Genomic DNA, 18,209 nt, shown 5'->3' on the forward strand with positions numbered 1-18,209 from the left:
CCTTTGCACAATTGTTGTACACACCGACCTGTTCGCGCTAGCATCGGACAAAACAACTACGCAGGTGCCTCCCGTGAACAGTGAAACCAAACGCCCGCTTACCCTTCGTGATGTGTCCGAGGCTTCCGGTGTCTCAGAGATGACGGTGAGCCGGGTTCTGCGTAACCGGGGGGATGTGTCCGACGCCACCCGCACCCGCGTTCTGGCCGCCGCAAAAGAGCTGGGATATGTCCCCAACAAGATCGCGGGCGCGCTGGCATCCAGCCGGGTCAACCTGGTCGCGGTAATCATCCCCTCGCTTTCGAACATGGTGTTTCCCGAGGTGATGACCGGCATCAATCAGGTGCTGGAAGATACCGAACTGCAACCCGTGGTTGGCGTGACGGATTATCTGCCCGAGAAAGAGGAAAAAGTGCTGTACGAGATGCTCTCGTGGCGACCCTCGGGCGTGATCATTGCCGGGCTGGAACACACTGACGCGGCCCGCGCCATGCTGGATTCGGCGGGCATTCCGGTGGTCGAGATCATGGATACCGACGGCAAACCTGTCGACGCGATGGTGGGCATCTCGCATCGCCGCGCCGGGCGCGAGATGGCGCAGGCGATTCTGAAGGCCGGGTATCAACATATCGGCTTCATGGGCACCAAGATGCCATTGGATCACCGTGCCCGAAAACGCTTTGAAGGGTTTACCGAAGTGCTAGGCAAACACGGGATCGAGATTGAAGATCGCGAGTTCTATTCCGGTGGCTCTGCCCTGGCCAAGGGGCGCGAGATGACACAGGCCATGCTTGATCGGTCGCCTGATCTGGATTTCCTGTATTATTCCAACGATATGATTGGCGCCGGTGGTCTGTTGTACCTGCTGGAGCAAGGCGTGGATATCCCGGGGCAGATCGGTCTGGCCGGGTTCAACAACGTGGAACTTTTGCAGGGTCTTCCGCGCAAATTGGCGACGATGGATGCCTGTCGTCTGGACATAGGACGTCAGGCCGCACAGATCATCGCTGAACGCCTGAAGGACCCGGATTCCGAAATCGAGACACGGGTCACGCTGACCCCCAAGATCAGCTATGGCGATACCCTGAAACGACGATGAATGCGCCCCTGAAGCGGCTCGACAACTGGACGGCCCGCGCCATTTTTCTGGATCGCCATGCTTTGGCCGAACAACCCGCGGGCGCGGCCAAGGGCGCCGGGCTTCTGGACCTTGTCCAGCGGTTGGGATTCGTGCAGCTTGACAGCATCAACACGGTTGCCCGCGCTCATGACATGATCCTGTTTTCCCGACGGCCTGCGTATCGAAGCGCCAACCTGAAAAGGCTCTATGAAAGGGAAAAAGCGCTGTTCGAACACTGGACACATGATGCGTCCGTGATCCCGATGTCGTTCTATCCGCACTGGCACCTGCGCTTTCAGCGTGATGCGGATCTCTTGAAGGCGCGCTGGAAGAACTGGCGGCGGGATGGGTTCGAGCAACAGTTCGAGACTGTCTTGCAACACATCCGCGACCACGGGCCCGTGTGTTCGTCAGACGTTGGCAAGGATGAAAAGAAAGGCTCGGGCGGTTGGTGGGACTGGCATCCGTCAAAAACCGCATTGGAGTTTCTGTGGCGTTCCGGGGCCTTGACCGTCGTGGGCCGCGACGGGTTTCAGAAACGTTATGATCTGACCGAACGTGTGATCGAAACCCACCTGTGCCCCGGGACCATGGCCTGTAATGCGACGGCAACCGTGGATTGGCTGTGCAACGCAGCGCTGGACCGGTTGGGGTTTGCCACGTCCGGAGAGCTGGCCGCGTTCTGGGGCACGGTCACCGCCGCCGAAGCCAAAGACTGGTGTGCCACGGCGTTGGCTCAAGGAAATATCGAAGAGATCGAGGTCACTTGCGCCGATGGACGCCTGCGCAAAACCTTTGCCCGCCCTGATTTGATGGATCGGGCAACCGACTTGCCGCAACCGCCCGGTCGGATTCGCGTGCTCAGCCCGTTTGATCCCATGCTTCGGGACAGAAACCGGGCCGAGCGGCTGTTTGGCTTTCACTATCGCATCGAAGTTTTCGTTCCCGAAGCCAGGCGCATATATGGGTATTACGTCTTCCCCTTGCTTGAAGGCGATCGATTGATCGGCCGGATCGACATGAAGGCGCATCGGGATCGCGACCTGCTGCATGTCAAAGCGCTCTGGCCCGAACGCGGGGTGCGCTGGTCTAACGCCCGCAGCCGACGCCTGAACGCCGAGCTGGACCGGGTGCGCCGGCTGGCAGGCGTAACCCAAGTGGAATTTGCAAGGGGCTGGCTGAAAGACCCTAAATAGGGCCTATTCCGCGTCCGTCAGGGTCAGTTTGATCGGCTCCAGCCCGTCAATCTCTCCTATTATGATGTCGCCGGCCACAACCGGGCCTACGCCGGCCGGTGTACCTGTCAGGATCAGATCGCCGGGGCGCAGATGGTAGAAACCGGACAGATGGCTGACGATTTCATCGATCTTCCAGATGAGCTCTTCCAGGGTAGCGTCCTGACGCAATTCGCCGTTCACGCTCAACCGGATGTGTTTGCCATCGTCCGGCGACCAGTCCGCGGCGGGAGTCAGCGGCGCGAAGACTACTCCGTTTTCGACGTCCTTACCCAGATCCCAAGGCCGCTGTTTGTCCCGCTCGCGGAGTTGCAGATCGCGGCGTGTCATGTCGAGCGCACAGCCATAGGCATAAACCGCATCCCAAGCCTGCGCACTCGAGGCACGAAACACCGGTTTTCCGATTGCCAGCGCCAGCTCCATTTCGTGATGGTAATTCTTCGTCCCCGCCGGGTACGGAACCGTCGCGCCGGACAGGATTGCGTTTGGCGCGGATTTGGTGAAATAGAAGGGCGCATCGCGATCCACCTCATTCCCCATCTCTGCTGCATGCGCGGCATAGTTTCGCCCGACGCAGAAAATGCGCCCGACAGGGTACCCGGCCGTCTCGCCAACGACAGGAATGGTTATGGGATCGGGAAGGGAAAACAGGCTGTTTGACATCGTGGTTCCTGAATTTTTCATCGCTGCCATCTTACGCCTGCCAGAGCCGCCAGCAAGCCGGGAATGCACGCTGGATTTCGCCAATATCCAAGAGTTGTTTCAGCGCGAACCTGCTCAATTCTGACCTGAACGCCCAGTGCCGTTCCAATGCTGTTTCACATCCGTCTTTATTGATGCACCGGAACTTGGGCAGATCGGAAATTAACTTGGCTCTGGCACAAGTCGGGCTAGGTCTTAAATAGGAATTGCGGTGCGCATCCAGCTTGAGGGGTGCGATGGCAGCAAATCACCGCGCATGCGGAAACACTCGGCCAGAATGACGCCAAGTCATCCCTTGCGGGCCAGGTTTTCCTTCGGCAATTGCCCAAGACTGTTTCGGAGAGCATAGGTGCACGGCCTTTCCCCCAAAGGCCAAAAGGCCCTAATCAGAGCCACATTTCCGGCTCGCCATATACTCCGATGCGCAGGCCGGACCGTCAGGCAAGGCGTGACGCAACCGGCCTCAGGCCAGGCCAAACCCAAATCCAAGTCTGGCCACCCCGTCGGAGATCGCCCCTAAAATCTCCGGCGGGGTCCTTGCAGATGACACCCATGTTCGGCGACCGGCATCAGGTATCCAGGTCGTTCAACTCGTTCAGAAGATCCAGCAACAATTCGTGTTTTTCCGGCCCCAGGCGGGAACGAATGCGTTCCGCCTGCGCCATGCTGGCGGGCTGATTGGCGTGAATGATCTGAACGCCACGCTCGCCGATCTCGACAATCTGGCGACGCCGGTCAGCCGGGTGGCATCGTCGGGAGATCAGGCCGCGATGCTCCAGTTTTTGCAGTATCCGTGTCAGGCTTGGCAACAACAGACAGGCGCGTTCGGCAATATGCGTCGGTTCCTGCGGGCCTTCTTCGTTCAATACGCGCAACACGCGCCACTGCTGTTCGGTGACACCGGCGTCGGCCAGCATTGCTCGGATGGGTCCCATAACCTTTTCCCGCGCCCGCAAAAGCGCAATGGGCAAAGATCGCGACGTCAGAGGGAGGTCGTCGTTCATGCCAAAATTATCGCCGAAATCCGTGATTTACGCAAGGGAACCCTCGGCTTTCGGTTTGAAGCACAAGAACCGCCGGGACGCCGCCGCCCTTGCGTGACGCGCCTTTGCCGCCGTCGATCCGATGACGCCAAATTGCATTAAAACTGGACAATTTCGCACCACGTAAGAAGATGTGGAAACGGCCGCTTTCGCGACCACGTGGCGCTGAAGGTTTTGCAACAAAGGAAACAGTATGGCTGCGCAGCAGAACGCGTTCAAACAGGCTCTGAAAAAGGGAAAAATGCAGATCGGGTGCTGGATGAGCTTTGCGGAGCCTACAGCGGCCGAGATGATGGGAACCGCCGGTTTTGATTGGCTGGTAATCGATGGAGAGCATGCCGCAAACGATATCCGGTCGATCCGGGACCAGCTTCTGGCGCTTGCGGCAAGCGACTCTCATGCGGTTGTGCGGGTTCCCGTGGGTGAGACCTGGCTGATCAAGATGGTTCTGGATGCGGGTGCTCAGACCATTCTGGTTCCGATCGTGGAAAGCGCCGAGCAGGCGCAAGAGCTGGTTCGGGCCTGCCGTTATCCCCCTGCCGGTGTCCGCGGCGTGGGCGCGATGGCATCGCGGGCGACGATGTACGGATCGGTCGGAGATTATATTCAGACCGCAGATCAGGAGATTTGCCTGTTGTTGCAGGTGGAAACCCGCGCCGGAATTGCTGCTCTGGACGACATTCTGGATGTTGAAGGCGTGGATGGCGTATTCATAGGCCCTGCTGATCTGTCGACCGATATGGGCCATCAGGGCAACAGCGCGGCACCCGAGGTGCGAGCGATTATCCGGGATGCACTGGCCCGGATCAAGGCCGCAGGCAAAGCGCCGGGCATTCTGGCCACAAATGACGAGGCCCGTCAGGCATATCTGGATATGGGCGCACAGTTCTTGGCGGTTGGCATTGATGTGATGCTGCTGACGCAAACGGCACGTGATCTCGCCGCACGATGGAAAGCCAACTAACCGCTCAACGGACCATGGCCGCTGCGGCCTGGGCGTATCCGCCCGAGGCACCGTCAACGAAATGCACATGATCGTCCCGTGTGGCCGACGGGACGAAACAGGTCATCATCGCCTCGTCCTGCACGTGGAGACCGTATCGGATTTTGCCGCGCCCGCGTGCTTCTTTCAGCAAGTGTTCGATCTGTCGCAAAGTGGCCGGGTCACAATCCAACGTCATCTTCAGGCCGTCATCGAACTTGCGGAAATCGGCATTGCTGCTGACCATCGTCCTGTAGTGTTCGGGTTCAAACTGCCCCAGCTTCTTGCTTGTTTTGAACAATATCGCGATCAGCAGGTTCTGAAACAGAAGAACGAGCTTGTGCAGAAACAAATTCCGCCCATTGCGCGAAACATGCGCGTCAATGTCGAGGCCGGGGGGCGGCCAACTCATGGGCGGACCATTCTTCGGCACCGGATGACCTGCGCGCTCCAGCTCTTCTGACGCGGACAGAACCGATTGCGCAAGGTCGGCAAAGTCGCGTTCAGTTGCCGACGCAGTGGGTTCAACAACCAGTGACACGATCTGACCGTGCCGCGCCGGGCTGTTGGACCATCTGCATGACAGGCCTGTCAGGTCCGGTTGCGCACCCGGTTCGGCAGGCGCGATCATATGATGACCCGCTTTCATCTCTGCCTCGGCCCAGGCCAAGCCTCCGCCAGAGAACATGGCATAATCCACCCCGGAAGAGGGCGCAAAACGAGCGACGCGCAAGTCCCTGCCGGCTTTTCGGATATCCGCCACCGACACCAGCGCCGCACGCAACGGCATGGAAAACTCTTCTTCCGCCCAGCGCCGCATGGCTGACAGAGTATCCCGCGCTGCTTCAACTTCGCTGGGGGGGATCGCAAACGCCGCCCCGTCGCCGCCAAAGACATAGGGAAACAACTTGCCGTCCATCGCGTTTATCATCGCCGAGATAACGGCAGCCCCCACGGTGTTGACGGTTTTGTATCGTCCGCGTGCGATCTCGCCGGTTGAATCGACGATGTCGGCAACCCCCAGAAACCAGTCGTCGGGCACCGGCGAAAACTGCGCCGGGTCCGCCAGACGGGTGAAATCCCTCAACAGGGGCAGGTTTTCGTAAAATGCGGAATGGAGGTCTTTCATTTTCCCCCTCGAAATCAAACTTCTGGCAATGATAGCCGGAATGCGGCCCGAGTCCTCGTTTTGAAACATAGTACACATGCTTGTGCGTTGCATCATTGCGTGCCAAGCATTCCTTTCGGATGAGCGGAAAAGAGGCGGGATATGCAGGCGGGTTTGGTGGTTTTGTGCCTGGGCTATGTGCTCAGCCAGTTTTTCCGTGCATTTCTGGCTGTGCTCAGCCTGGATCTTGAACGCGATATCGGTGCTACACCCGAAGATCTGGCCTTTGCATCCGGCCTTTGGTTTCTGGTGTTCGCTGCAATGCAAATCCCGGTCGGCTGGGCGCTGGACAAGGTTGGGCCCAGGCTGACCGCAGCCGCGCTTCTTCTGGTTGGCGGTGCAGGAGGATCCGCAATTTTTGCGGTCGCGACCTCACCGTTGCATGTCAGTGTTGCCATGGGCCTGATCGGGGTTGGGTGCTCTCCGGTTCTGATGGCTTCCTATTTCATCTTTGCCCGCGAATACCCGCCTGCGAAATTCGCGACGCTGGCCGCCGTCATGCTGGGTGTTGGCTCGGTGGGCAATCTCGTCGCCTCTTATCCGACTGCGCTTGCGGTCGAATGGATGGGATGGCGCGCCACCATGGTTGGGCTGGCCGTGATATCTGCTGCGATCGCTATGGGCATTTGGCTGAGCCTGCGTGACCCAGCAAAGGTTGATACGGAACACAAGGGGTCACTTCTGGACCTGCTGAAAGAGCCTGCACTGTGGCTGATCATGCCTTTGATGCTGGTGGCCTATGCGCCCTCTGCCGCGCTGCGCGGGCTATGGGCCGGGCCGTATCTGAACGATGTCTTCGGGCTCAGCACCACCCAGATTGGCACCGCGACACTGGTCATGGGGTCTGCGATGATTGTCGGTACCTTTGTCTACGGACCGCTGGATCGTGTCTTCGGCACTCGGAAATGGGTTATCTTCACGGGCAACGCGCTGGGTGTCGTGGCACTGACCCTGCTTAGCGTTTGGATCGACCATGCCACATGGCTGTCCGTTCTGCTTTTGGCCATCATTGGGTTCACCGGGGCCAGCTTTCCGGTCATCATGGCCCATGGTCGGGCCTTCGTTCCCGCCCATCTGGTGGGCCGAGGCGTGACCCTGTTGAATCTTTTCGGAATCGGAGGGGTCGGCATCGCCCAATTTGTCACCGGGCGCATTCATGCCGCCACGGCCCAGGCCGGCACGACCGCGCCCTACACCGCGATTTTCGCGTTTTTTGCCGTAACCCTTGCCTTCGGTTGCGTGATATATCTATTCAGCCGGGATAGTGTGGATTGAAGTAATTGCGGAGCAAGCCGTGCAGGATATCGAGGTTATAGCGCCGAACCTGAAACACAGCCTCTCCGGCGTCACCACAACCGTCATCCGCCTTTTGCCGATCCAGAAGAATATGATCAGGATCGTCGCCACGGGACCCGGCTTGCCTGGTGATCTGCCTCATATCCGGTTGATCAAAATTCCGTTCCTTTCGAACAGAACGCTCCGGGTGTGGCATGCGCGGCGCAACACCGAAATGCTGATGGGTTTGGTTCTGAAACATGTGCTGCGACGCAATCTGAAACTTCTGTTCACCTCGGCTGCGCAACGAAATCATTCGGGGTTCACCAAATGGCTGATTTCCAAGATGGATGCGCTGATCGCCACAACGCCGCAAGCGGCGTCGTTTCTGGACCATCCCGCAACCGTCATCATGCACGGTGTGAACACCGAACTGTTTCACCCGGCAGAAAACAAAACCGCCCTGCGACAGAAGCTGGGGCTGCCGGAAGGGACCTTGATCGGGTGTTTCGGGCGTATTCGACCTCAAAAAGGTGTCGATCTGCTGGTGGATGCGGCGATCGAGGTTCTGCCGAACCATCCCGACGCTAGCATCGTGTTAACCGGGCGCGCCACCAAAGAATTTGAAACCTTCCAACAGGAACAGGAAGCCAAACTCAAAGCTGCCGGGCTGTCGGAACGGGTGCACTTCCTGGGCGAGCGCCCTTGGGAGGAGATCGTTGAAACCTACCGCGCCCTTGACCTGTTCGTGGCCCCGGCACGTCACGAAGGGTTCGGCCTTACACCGCTTGAGGCGATGGCCTCCGGCGTGCCTGCAATCGCCTGCCACGGGGTTGGAGCCTTCAGCGCCCAGATCGAGGACGGGAAAACCGGCCGCTTGATCGAAAAGGACAACGCCGGGGCGCTGGCTGAAGCACTGGAACAGATGTTGAGCGATCCGGACAAGCTGGTGCAATCCGGTCAGGCCGCAAGACAGCGTGTCGAGCAGCATTTTCGAATCGAAGGTGAGGCCGAGGCCATCGTGCGGGTCTATCGGTCTTTGCTGAACACTGGTGAAAACGCGCATTCGGGTTAAAATCGACGTCAATTCGGCCAAATCACCCGTGATAGCCCTTTTTTCTTTGCTGCAACGCGGCTATGAACGCGCGTCCTTAACTTTGGAGACATGAAATGGGCTATCGCGTCGTTGTCGCCGGCGCCACGGGTAACGTGGGCCGCGAAATGCTGAACATTCTGGCGGAACGCCAGTTCCCGGTCGATGAACTTGCCGTGCTGGCAAGCCGTCGTTCGCTGGGTACGGAAGTAAGCTTTGGCGACAAGACACTGACCACCCAGGACATCGACACCTTCGATTTCACCGGTTGGGACATGGCCCTGTTCGCCATCGGCTCGGACGCAACCAAGACCTATGCCCCCAAGGCGGCTGCGGCTGGCTGTGTGGTAATCGACAACTCGTCGCTGTATCGCTATGACCCCGAGATCCCTCTGATCGTGCCGGAATGTAACCCCGAGGCGATCCACGACTACAAGAACAAGAACATCATCGCCAACCCGAACTGTTCGACCGCGCAGATGGTGGTGGCGCTCAAGCCGCTGCATGATCGCGCCAGGATCAAGCGCGTCGTGGTGTCGACCTATCAGTCGGTGTCGGGCGCGGGCAAAGAAGGCATGGATGAACTTTGGGATCAGACCAAGGCGGTTTACAACCCCACCACGGACGTGCCGCCGAAGAAATTCCAGAAGCAGATCGCCTTCAACGTCATCCCGCAGATCGACGTCTTCATGGAAGACGGCTCGACCAAGGAAGAGTGGAAGATGGTTGTTGAGACCAAAAAGATCGTCGACCCGTCGATCAAGGTCACCGCAACCTGCGTTCGGGTTCCGGTCTTTGTTGGCCATTCCGAGGCCGTGAATATCGAGTTTGAGGAATTCCTCGACGAAGACGAAGCCCGCGACATCCTGCGCGAAGCACCTGGCATCATGGTGATCGACAAGCGCGAAGCCGGCGGCTACGTCTCGCCCGTCGAATGCGCGGGCGATTTCGCCACGTTCATCAGCCGTATCCGCCAGGATTCGACCATTGAGAACGGTCTGAACCTGTGGTGCGTCAGCGACAACCTGCGCAAGGGCGCCGCCCTGAACGCGGTGCAGATCGCGGAACTTCTGGGCCGCGAGGTTCTGAAAAAGGGCTGACATCCCGATTTTCGTCAAAACTTGAAAACCAGGAAACCCGCTGATCGTTCGGCGGGTTTCTTTCGTTTCCCAATAGCCGGTTTACAGACGACGTGACGGTTCGTTCAGGTTGCTGATGCCAACGGAAATACTGCATGGTAGGTGTCAAAGATGGGCCGACTAACATCAACCAAGCACGATCCAGTACCCTACGCCCTTGCCGGGGCGGGAGTGTTCTTTGCATCCATCTGTTTTGGCTTTGTACCCTATTTCAGCCGAGGTCTCACTGACCAGGGACTCGCACCCTACGCAGTTGCGTTTTATCGGTACATTTTGACGGCGATCCTATTGCTGCCAGCCCTTTTGAAGCATCGTTCAAACCGGCGGGAAATAGTCTGGGGTATGGCTGCGGGGGCAGTCATGGGGCTTGGGTGGGTCGGATATGTTACCGCACTTGAAACAGTGCCGGCATCAACGGTGGGTGTTCTTTACATGACCTACCCGGTGTTTACGATCATCATCGCCTGGGCGATATTCGCCGATCCGCCGACGCGGCGCAGCCTTGTTGCGGCCGGTTTGATTGTTCTTGCGGCAGGCATTGCAGGGTCTCCGGCATCCGTACCGATTGACCAAATTCCAACGCTGCTTGTCTCTTTGGCTGCACCTTTCGGATTTGGCTTCGGCATATGCGTGCTTGTACACCGCCTTTCGCGAATTGCTCCCTTGTCCAGGATAGCGTCGGTTTCGTTGGGGTCGGTCGTCGGGCTAACCCCTTTGATTATCTCGTCGGAAATTGGCGAAGTCCTGCCAGCAGGCGGAAGTGACTGGTTTCTGATCGTCGGGATCGGTCTTATGACGGCACTGGTTCCCCAGCTGATTTACACCGTCTGTTCCCCTGTCATCGGGGCATCGCGCACTGCCGTTATCGGCAGCATTGAACTGCCGACAATGTTTGCCGTGGGCGTTTTTGCCTTCGGTGAAACAATCACAGGTGCGCAAGCAGTGGCCTGCGTCTTGGTTTTGAGCGCCATTGCACTTGCACAAAGTCGCGCAACACGAACCGTAACCACCGTGATCAGCAGTCAACGTCACAGGTGAGTCCGCGCCCGAGTTGGCCCGTCAATGCGCTCAGCAGAACCGGCTCGGATCACCTCTTACACCAAATCGGCACTTTCCGGTCCATCACCCGCATCCATCATGGCTGCGCTATGAACCTCGGTTAGGGTACAGTCTTGCGCGCGGTGAAAATCGCCAACCTGTTGACAAAACCAGACACGCTTGCCACCTAAAACTGAACCTTGTTCGTGGCGGATGCCGGAAGTCCGGAAAAAATACCGCCCGGTGCAGGGTAAAAGAGGCAGGGCATGCATATTTCGACCAGACGCAGGATTGCCAGAACCCTGACCATCGGATGCACATGCGTTCTGATGATACTGGTCGTCATTGGCTTTACGGGGCAGGTTTTTGCCGTAGGAGATTCAATCGCTCTGCTCCGGCCTCAGGCTGGTGTTTTGCTTCTCCCCTGCGCGGTAATTCTTCTTTTCATGCGCGCCAGATATCTTGCATTGGCCACATTGCTCTTTTCCGGGGTGGCCATCGGGTCCATCGCGGCCAGCGTTGCCGCGCCCTCGGACGATTGCGATGATTCCTGCCTGACGCTGTACCAGAAGAACCTGATGAGCAAAGCCTGGCCCCGGTATTCGCTGTCCGATGATATCCTTGAATCAGGCGCGCAGATCGTGACCTTGCAGGAAGTCTCCAGCCACAATCGCAAGTACATGAGCAATCTGTTCGAGCATTACCCCGAACAGGCGATCTGTGAATTCCGTTCTGAACAAAACGTCGCCATCCTGACGACCTTGCCGATTGTCGAGAATTCCGAGTTCTGTCTGCAAGGTTACGGGCTTGTGGGGTTACAGGTCAAAGCGCCTGGCGGTGATTTGGTCTGGGTTGTTTCAGTTCATCTGAACTGGCCATTTCCTTACGACCAGTCCAGGCAAAGCCAGGTGATTGCCGACCGCATCAGCCAACTTGAAGGACCGGTTCTGATTGCCGGGGATTTCAATATGGTGCCCTGGGGCGAAAGCGTCAGACGGATCGGAGCGGCCGCAAACAACCAGAGCTTTGGAACCGTCCTGAACACCCACAACCTCGGCAGTTGGAAAATCCCATTGCCGATAGACAACCTTTTGTTCCCCAAAGGCACAACCGGAACGGTAGAACTGCGCCCCTTCATGGGATCCGATCACCTGGGAAAGCTTGCCCGGTTTCGACTGGGCTAGGACTTCGGTCAAGCACACCGCCGTATGCTTCCATACAAACAAGCGGCCTAGCCTTGGGTTTCAACCAGTTCCTTCAGATTGGTCAGACCACGTTCATAGTCCTCGCCCACCCATGTATCCATCATCACCCCCATCCAGCGGGAGATAGGGTTGAGACCCAGATCCGAGTCAAACCCCCAGGTCACTCTGGTTCCCGCCCCGTCAGGCTCAAGGATGAAGGACGCTGCGGCAGTACCCATCGGACCAAAATCAAGCGCCGTTCTGACCCGTTGGTTTTCCACGCTCTCGACGATTTCCTGTGATCCCGTGCCGACCTGCGGGTGATCCGACGCCCAGTTCAGAGTGCTCCCGACCCCGGCGACAGGGCCGGAATAGGTCAGTTTGGTTTCAGGATCGCGGTGCAGCCACGGAGACCACTTTTCGGTTTCCTGCATCGAATTCACGTAAGGAAAGATGGCGCTTGGCGGCGCGTCGATCGCGATGCTACGCGAAACTTCCGCCTTTCCCGGCAACAGTTAGGAAACCGCGACCAGAACCAGAATACAAACGACCAATCCTGCGCAGAGGCGCTTGATGACTTTCATGGCAGGCTCCGATCTTCAGGTGTAATGGGTGGAGTATACCAAAAACGGCCCTGAATCAGAGCCGCCATTGTTGTTTCGGATTTCCAGCTCTGTCGCTTTCAGACAGGGACGAACTTTTTTTGGTAAGGATCATAGCTTTCAAGCCCGCCTGCGCCGATATCCGTCCACAAGCCGTGCAAGCTCAGCGCGCCTTGATCAACGGCTGACGAGACGAAGGGGAAGGTCATCAGGTTTTCCAGCGAAGCGACAACCGATTGACGTTCGAACTGCCGGGCCTGTTCGACACCGTCCTCGATATCCGCGACCAGTTCGAATTTCGGCTTCAGAATATCCATCCAGCGGCCAACAAAGCTGTCCTTGGCATCCAGCTGCGGCGCCTGCCCCTTGCACATGTCGATGCAGCCCTGCACGCCGCCGCATTGCGAATGCCCCAGCACGATCAAATGAGCGACCTTGAGCGCCGTTACGGCATATTCGATGGCGGCGCTGGTGCCGTGGTGGTCCCCGTCCGGAGCATAGGGCGGCACCAGGTTGGCGATATTGCGGTGAATAAAGAAATCGCCCTGGTCAGCGCCGAACATGGACGTGACGTGAACCCGGCTGTCGCAGCAGGATATGACCATGGCGCGGGGGCGTTGCCCTTCATCGGCGAGACGGCGATACCAAACCTGGTTTTCCGAATATGTTGTGGCCTTCCATCCGTGATACCGTTTTACAAGGTAGCTCGGCAGAGGTTTGGCAAATTCCATTTCAATGTCCCCGTTCTTGTCGCTGACGGATGATCTAAACCGAATTCAAAGAAAATTCGAGCCATTATCCAGTTTCCCTGCAAGGTTTTGCAAAGGAATTTTCTGCCAGGATCAACACCGCGCCGTGGGGGCGTTTGAACTAGGGTGAATGTGGTGGAAAAGATTATCACGCTTGAACACAAGGAATCCGTCCGTCTGGACTCGGATCAATTAAGCGGGCTGTACCGGCAACTTGGCGACAAGAATGCGCTGGATGTTCTGTGTCGCACGGTCGAAGAGCTTGCCGTGCGCCTGTCAAACTGCGAACGCTACTGGCGTCGGCGCGAATGGGCGGACCTGCGCAAATGCGCCAGGTCACTGGTCGCTATATCCGAACAGATCGGGATGACGGCCCTGGCCCAGGTGGCGGGTGACGTGGCCCACACCGTCGATGCCGGTGACGCCGTTGCGGCGGGCGCGACGCTTGGGCGTTTGATCCGCGTGGGCGAACGATCGCTGACCGCCGTCTGGGACCAGCAGGACCTTTCCGTCTGACAGGGGTTGCGGGCAGATCATGCGCGGCTAGTCTGTGCGCAGAAACTATCAGCCGAGACGCCCATGACCCTGTCCTTCGCCCCATCCTCTGACCCGTCCATACCGTTTCATGTGATTGCGCAGCCGGATCTGGACAATTGGTTGCAGGACCAGCCGGATACCGCCCGGGCCTGGGTTGCCGCAAACGGGTTTACAGGTGCGATGGGGCAGACCCTGCTGGTGCCGGGCGCGCATGGTGCGGTTGATTTTGTGCTGGCCGGGTATGGAACAGAAGACAAACGCGCGCGAAAAAGGTTCCCGTTGGCCGCCGCAGCCATGGCATTGCCCGAAGGAACCTATCATATCGCGTCCGGCATTCCCGCTGATCGTCTGGAGATGGAGTGTTTGGGCTGGTTGATGACAGGCTATGCCTTCGACCGCTACGCGTCTCAATCCGCTGGAACTGCGGCGCTGGTTGCGCCCGAAGGTGTCGATGCCAACCGTATCGAAGCGATGGCCAATGCCGAAGTTCTGACCCGCGATCTGGTGAATACGCCAGCCTCGGATATGGGTCCTGAGCAGTTGCAGCAGGCGGCCGAGGCTCTGGCCGGCGAATTCGGTGCCGCGTGCAGCGTGATCAGCGGCGCGGCCTTGCTGGAACAGAATTTTCCCATGATCCACACCGTAGGGCGCGCCGCCGAACAGGCCCCCCGGCTGATCGAGCTGAATTGGGGCAGCAGCGGCCCCAAGCTGACTCTGGTCGGCAAGGGGGTGTGTTTCGATACGGGCGGACTGAACCTGAAACCGGGCGCATCCATGGGTCTGATGAAGAAAGACATGGGTGGCGCGGCCAATGTGCTGGGGCTGGCGCGGATGATCATGCAGCTGGGTTTTCCCCTGCAATTGAGGGTCCTGATACCGGCGGTCGAAAACGCGCTTGCGGGAAATGCCTTCCGCCCAGGGGACATCCTGACCTCTCGCAAGGGGCTGACGGTCGAGATCAACAATACGGATGCCGAAGGGCGTCTGGTGCTTGCTGATGCGTTGGCGCTTGCTGAAGAAGGTGAGCCCGATCTGGTGATCTCGATGGCGACGTTGACCGGGGCCGCCCGTGTGGCTGTGGGCCCCGATCTGGCACCGTTCTATACCGATGATCTGCGCTGCGCGTCTGCCCTGTCGCATGCCGCAGAGGCTTCGGCTGATCCGGTCTGGCGCATGCCGTTCCACACGCCCTATGAAGCGATGATTGAACCCGGCATCGCCGATCTGGACAACGCGCCGTCGGGCGGGTTTGCAGGGTCGATCACTGCCGCCCTGTTTCTGCGCAGGTTCGTGGGCGCATGCCGCTACATCCATTTCGACATCTATTCCTGGCAGCCCAGCAAAGAGCCGGGGCGCACCAAGGGCGGTCTGGGTCAGGGGCCTCGTGCCGTGCTGACGGCGTTGCCGGAGATATTGGGACTGTGACACGCCATCGAATTTCCGCACCCGTTGTCGATTTGCTGCGCAGCCCAGACGGACCGCGCGACCGGCAATTGTTGTTCGGTGATACGGTTCGGATCGAGGAAACAAAAAGCGGGTGGAACAGGGTCATCGCAGACAAAGACGGGTATACCGGCTGGTTGCGATCAGAGCAGCTGACGGCGGATGCGCCTGCGACGCATTGGATCACGGCGCCTGCAACGCATGCCTACCAGGAAGCGGATTTCAAAAGCCGCGATCTGGTGTCGCTGAGTTTCGGAAGCAAAATCCAAGCCAGCACCGAGACGGACCGGTTTGTTGAAACCGAATTGGGTTATATCCCAAAAGTACACACGGCGCCGATAACCGAAAAGCCTGACGACCCGGTCGAAGTGGCCCAGCTGTTTCTGGGCACACCCTATTTGTGGGGCGGCAACAGCCGGTTCGGCATCGATTGTTCCGGGTTGGTGCAGGCGGCGCGTTTGGCTTGTGGCCTGCCGTGCCCCGGCGACAGCGGCGATCAGGAACGCGCTTTGGGCAAAACCGTGATCGAAGGGACCCCTGCGCAACGGGGTGATCTGTTGTTCTGGAAAGGGCACGTGGCCTGGGTTTCGGGCCAAAACATGCTTTTGCATGCGAACGCCAGCCATATGGCGGTGGTATTCGAACCAATGGATCAGGCGATCCACCGCATCATGGATCAGGGTGACGGGCCCGTCACGGCCCACAAAAGGCTCTAATCCGGGTTTACGGACCGGATCAGCTTGCGTTCCAGCACCCGCAGGACTGCCCGCAGATCGTGGCCGCGTTTCAGGATGCGGCCATCCATACCTATGACGGAATACATTCCCTGCCGGGACCTCAGGCGCGGGTATTTTTCGACGCGGTAGATCGGATGTTCCGCAGTGCGCCGAAAAATCGAGAACACCGCCATGTCGCGCAGGTTGGAAATACCGTAGTCACGCCATTCTCCGGCGGCGACCATCCGACCATAAACGGATAGGATTTGAGACATCTCATGCCGGTCGAAAGCCACGGGCATCTGCGCTGCGCTTGCCGAGAACCGGCTGGGAGGCTGCATATTCATACCTCCAGCCTTGCCGGAAATCGTGTATGAATCAAGCCTGATGCGCAGTTGTCCTACAATTGCGATACAAGTGTTACCGTCGGCCGACCTGACGGCAGATCAGGATTACAGGCAACAGACCTACCGCCAGAATAACCAGCGAAGGCACGGCGGCGCCCTCCAGCCTCTCGTCCGATGCCAGCCGATACGCCTGCACCGCCAATGTGTCGAAATTGAATGGGCGCATGATCAGCGTGGCGGGAAGCTCTTTCATCACGTCCACGAACACGATCAGCAGGGCCGTCAGCAGCGAGGGGGTCAGAATCGGCAGGTGAACCCGTCGCAATGTTCCCAACGGCGTCTGACCCAGTGAACGGGCTGCGGCATCCATATTGGCATGCACAGTGCTTTGGCCCCCCTCATAGGCGCTGAGCGCGGCAGCCAGGAAGCGAACCATGTAGGCAGCGACCAGCAGCCAGATGGAACCTGTCACCAACAGCCCCGTGGACACGTCGAAGGTCTGTCGCATCCAGACGTCCAGCGCGTTGTCAAAACTCGCAAAGGGGACGATCAAACCAACCGCAATGACGCCACCGGGAACGGCATATCCCAGACGCGCCATATATGCGGTCGCAGACGAAGCGCGCCCGGGCCTCAGGCGTTGAAAGAACCCGACACTGATCGCTGCAAAGACGGTGATGACCGCCGCCGTACCAGCAAGAATCAACGAGTTCTGGATGAAGCCGATATAACGCTGCGACAGCAGGTTCTGTTCGGAGTCCAGGCCCATCTCGACCAGAATGACGACGGGCAGCAAAAAACCGAAAAGAACGGGTATTGCACACAGCAGAAATGCCCCGCAGGCGCGCAGACCCGTCAGATTTGCCGCCGGTTGCGCCACATGCTGTTTCCCCGCCTGATAGTATTTTGCCTTGCCACGCTGGGTGCGCTCGGCCACGGCCATGATCAGGGCAAAGACCAGCAGGCACAGGGCCAGTTGTGCCGCTGCCGCGCGATCGGCCATGGAAAACCAGCTTGTGTAGATCCCGGTGGCAAAGGTCTGTACGCCGAAATACGACACGGTCCCGAAATCTGCGATGGTCTCCATGACGGCCAGCAGAACACCGCCTGCAATGGCGGGTCGCGCCATTGGCAGTGACACGCGCCGAAAAGCCAGCCATGGATTGTTGCCCAGCGCCCGCGCCGCCAGAAACGCGGTTGCGCTTTGTTGCAGGAACGCAGCCCGCGCAAGCAGATAGACATAAGGATATAGCACAAGGATCAACATGACCGCCGCACCCTCGGTCGAGCGGATTTCCGGGAACCAATAATCGCGCGGGCCCCACCCCGTTACATCACGCAGCGTGCTTTGAACGATGCCCGGGTGATCCAGAATGAAAGTGTAGGCATAGGCCAGAACATACGCCGGAAAGGCCAGCGGAAGGACCAGTGCGATCTCTAGAAACCGCACGCCGGGAAAACGGGTCATCGTTACCAGCCAGGCCGCCCCGGTGCCGATGCTGAACGTGCCGGCCGCGACCAGGACCACAAGAATCAGGGTCGTCGCGATATAGCCTGGCAGCACCGTCTCCATCAGGTGCGAGATCGTGTCCGTTCCCCCGGTTACAGCCGCCAGGACCACGGCGATCATCGGCAAAAGGCATGCGGCAGCCACGACATAGGCGATGCCCGCCAGCAGTCGGGTACCGCGTACACCGCGATTGCGCGATCCATTCTGTGAAAACTCGATTTCGGCCATCATCCCGGCTTGTGATTGGCAAAGGCGAAGGGTTCGCCTTTAATCGACCAAAAAGCTCGGAAACACCAGTGCATCGGTCAACAAATCTGCGGCACAAA

At 58.7% G+C, this 18,209-nt stretch carries 18 protein-coding genes; 11 read left to right on the forward strand and 7 right to left on the reverse strand.

What is annotated here, in order from left to right; translation table 11 throughout:
- Positions 1-73: 73 nt before the first annotated feature.
- Together ACR0C6_RS16980 and ACR0C6_RS16985 are read left to right on the forward strand one after the other, a co-directional pair.
- The gene (locus ACR0C6_RS16980; RefSeq protein ID WP_152459531.1) at positions 74-1,099 is read left to right on the forward strand and encodes a LacI family DNA-binding transcriptional regulator; all 1,026 of its coding nucleotides are present in this window, start codon (positions 74-76) and stop codon (positions 1,097-1,099) included.
- Positions 1,096-2,316: a winged helix-turn-helix domain-containing protein gene (locus ACR0C6_RS16985; RefSeq protein WP_480620349.1), complete on the forward strand. Its 1,221-nt coding sequence runs from the start codon at positions 1,096-1,098 to the stop codon at positions 2,314-2,316. Before ACR0C6_RS16980 ends, ACR0C6_RS16985 begins: the two co-directional genes overlap by 4 nt.
- A 3-nt stretch (positions 2,317-2,319) precedes the next feature.
- On the opposite strand, the gene ACR0C6_RS16990 is transcribed toward ACR0C6_RS16985, so the two are convergent.
- Together ACR0C6_RS16990 and hpaR are read right to left on the reverse strand one after the other, a co-directional pair.
- Positions 2,320-3,018, reverse strand: coding sequence for a fumarylacetoacetate hydrolase family protein (locus ACR0C6_RS16990; RefSeq protein ID WP_480620351.1), 699 nt, complete (start codon positions 3,016-3,018; stop codon positions 2,320-2,322).
- Between the two features lie 608 nt (positions 3,019-3,626).
- Positions 3,627-4,061 carry a homoprotocatechuate degradation operon regulator HpaR gene (gene hpaR / locus ACR0C6_RS16995; RefSeq protein WP_480620353.1) on the reverse strand — a complete coding sequence of 145 codons (435 nt, stop codon included), beginning with the start codon at positions 4,059-4,061 and terminating at the stop codon, positions 3,627-3,629.
- 232 nt (positions 4,062-4,293) lie between these two features.
- Between hpaR and ACR0C6_RS17000 the strand changes: the two genes are divergently transcribed.
- Positions 4,294-5,064, forward strand: coding sequence for an HpcH/HpaI aldolase family protein (locus ACR0C6_RS17000; RefSeq protein WP_480446549.1), 771 nt, complete (start codon positions 4,294-4,296; stop codon positions 5,062-5,064).
- A gap of 4 nt (positions 5,065-5,068) precedes the next feature.
- Here ACR0C6_RS17000 and ACR0C6_RS17005 read toward each other — a convergent pair whose 3' ends face one another.
- A complete protein-coding gene (locus ACR0C6_RS17005; RefSeq protein ID WP_480620355.1) occupies positions 5,069-6,211 on the reverse strand; it encodes a DUF3095 domain-containing protein in 1,143 nt (380 codons plus the stop codon).
- A 141-nt stretch (positions 6,212-6,352) separates the two neighbouring features.
- Here ACR0C6_RS17005 and ACR0C6_RS17010 point away from each other — a divergent pair, with 141 nt between their 5' ends.
- The 5 genes from ACR0C6_RS17010 (at position 6,353) to ACR0C6_RS17030 (ending at position 11,979) form a co-directional block, all read left to right on the forward strand.
- A complete protein-coding gene (locus ACR0C6_RS17010) occupies positions 6,353-7,525 on the forward strand; it encodes an MFS transporter (RefSeq protein WP_480620357.1) in 1,173 nt (390 codons plus the stop codon).
- A gap of 19 nt (positions 7,526-7,544) precedes the next feature.
- Positions 7,545-8,600 (forward strand): glycosyltransferase family 4 protein, encoded by a 1,056-nt coding sequence (locus tag ACR0C6_RS17015; RefSeq protein ID WP_480620359.1) that lies wholly within the window; start codon positions 7,545-7,547, stop codon positions 8,598-8,600.
- 95 nt (positions 8,601-8,695) lie between these two features.
- Positions 8,696-9,718: an aspartate-semialdehyde dehydrogenase gene (locus ACR0C6_RS17020; protein WP_480620361.1), complete on the forward strand. Its 1,023-nt coding sequence runs from the start codon at positions 8,696-8,698 to the stop codon at positions 9,716-9,718.
- Positions 9,719-9,868: 150 nt separating this feature from the next.
- Positions 9,869-10,795: a DMT family transporter gene (locus ACR0C6_RS17025; protein ID WP_480620363.1), complete on the forward strand. Its 927-nt coding sequence runs from the start codon at positions 9,869-9,871 to the stop codon at positions 10,793-10,795.
- Positions 10,796-11,061: 266 nt separating this feature from the next.
- A complete protein-coding gene (locus ACR0C6_RS17030; protein WP_480620365.1) occupies positions 11,062-11,979 on the forward strand; it encodes an endonuclease/exonuclease/phosphatase family protein in 918 nt (305 codons plus the stop codon).
- Positions 11,980-12,026: 47 nt separating this feature from the next.
- Here ACR0C6_RS17030 and ACR0C6_RS17035 read toward each other — a convergent pair whose 3' ends face one another.
- Together ACR0C6_RS17035 and ACR0C6_RS17040 are read right to left on the reverse strand one after the other, a co-directional pair.
- Complete coding sequence (locus ACR0C6_RS17035) at positions 12,027-12,491, reverse strand: SRPBCC family protein (RefSeq protein WP_480620367.1); 465 nt, start codon at positions 12,489-12,491, stop codon at positions 12,027-12,029.
- Between the two features lie 170 nt (positions 12,492-12,661).
- Positions 12,662-13,312 carry a carbonic anhydrase gene (locus ACR0C6_RS17040; RefSeq protein ID WP_152459543.1) on the reverse strand — a complete coding sequence of 217 codons (651 nt, stop codon included), beginning with the start codon at positions 13,310-13,312 and terminating at the stop codon, positions 12,662-12,664.
- Positions 13,313-13,456: 144 nt separating this feature from the next.
- On the opposite strand from ACR0C6_RS17040, the gene ACR0C6_RS17045 reads away from it, so the two are divergent.
- From ACR0C6_RS17045 to ACR0C6_RS17055, 3 genes are all read left to right on the forward strand, one after another.
- Positions 13,457-13,846, forward strand: coding sequence for a hypothetical protein (locus ACR0C6_RS17045; protein WP_171116810.1), 390 nt, complete (start codon positions 13,457-13,459; stop codon positions 13,844-13,846).
- Positions 13,847-13,909: 63 nt separating this feature from the next.
- The gene (locus tag ACR0C6_RS17050) at positions 13,910-15,292 is read left to right on the forward strand and encodes a leucyl aminopeptidase family protein (RefSeq protein ID WP_480620369.1); all 1,383 of its coding nucleotides are present in this window, start codon (positions 13,910-13,912) and stop codon (positions 15,290-15,292) included.
- Positions 15,289-16,026 (forward strand): C40 family peptidase, encoded by a 738-nt coding sequence (locus ACR0C6_RS17055; protein WP_480620371.1) that lies wholly within the window; start codon positions 15,289-15,291, stop codon positions 16,024-16,026. The genes ACR0C6_RS17050 and ACR0C6_RS17055 overlap by 4 nt, the downstream gene beginning before the upstream one ends.
- Here ACR0C6_RS17055 and ACR0C6_RS17060 read toward each other — a convergent pair.
- Together ACR0C6_RS17060 and ACR0C6_RS17065 are read right to left on the reverse strand one after the other, a co-directional pair.
- Positions 16,023-16,373, reverse strand: coding sequence for a DUF2794 domain-containing protein (locus tag ACR0C6_RS17060; protein ID WP_480620372.1), 351 nt, complete (start codon positions 16,371-16,373; stop codon positions 16,023-16,025). The two genes, ACR0C6_RS17055 and ACR0C6_RS17060, sit on opposite strands and share 4 nt — an antisense overlap.
- 73 nt (positions 16,374-16,446) lie before the next feature.
- A complete protein-coding gene (locus ACR0C6_RS17065; protein WP_152459938.1) occupies positions 16,447-18,111 on the reverse strand; it encodes an ABC transporter permease in 1,665 nt (554 codons plus the stop codon).
- Positions 18,112-18,209 lie beyond the last annotated feature (98 nt).

This window comes from Ruegeria sp. AL12 (assembly GCF_056540885.1).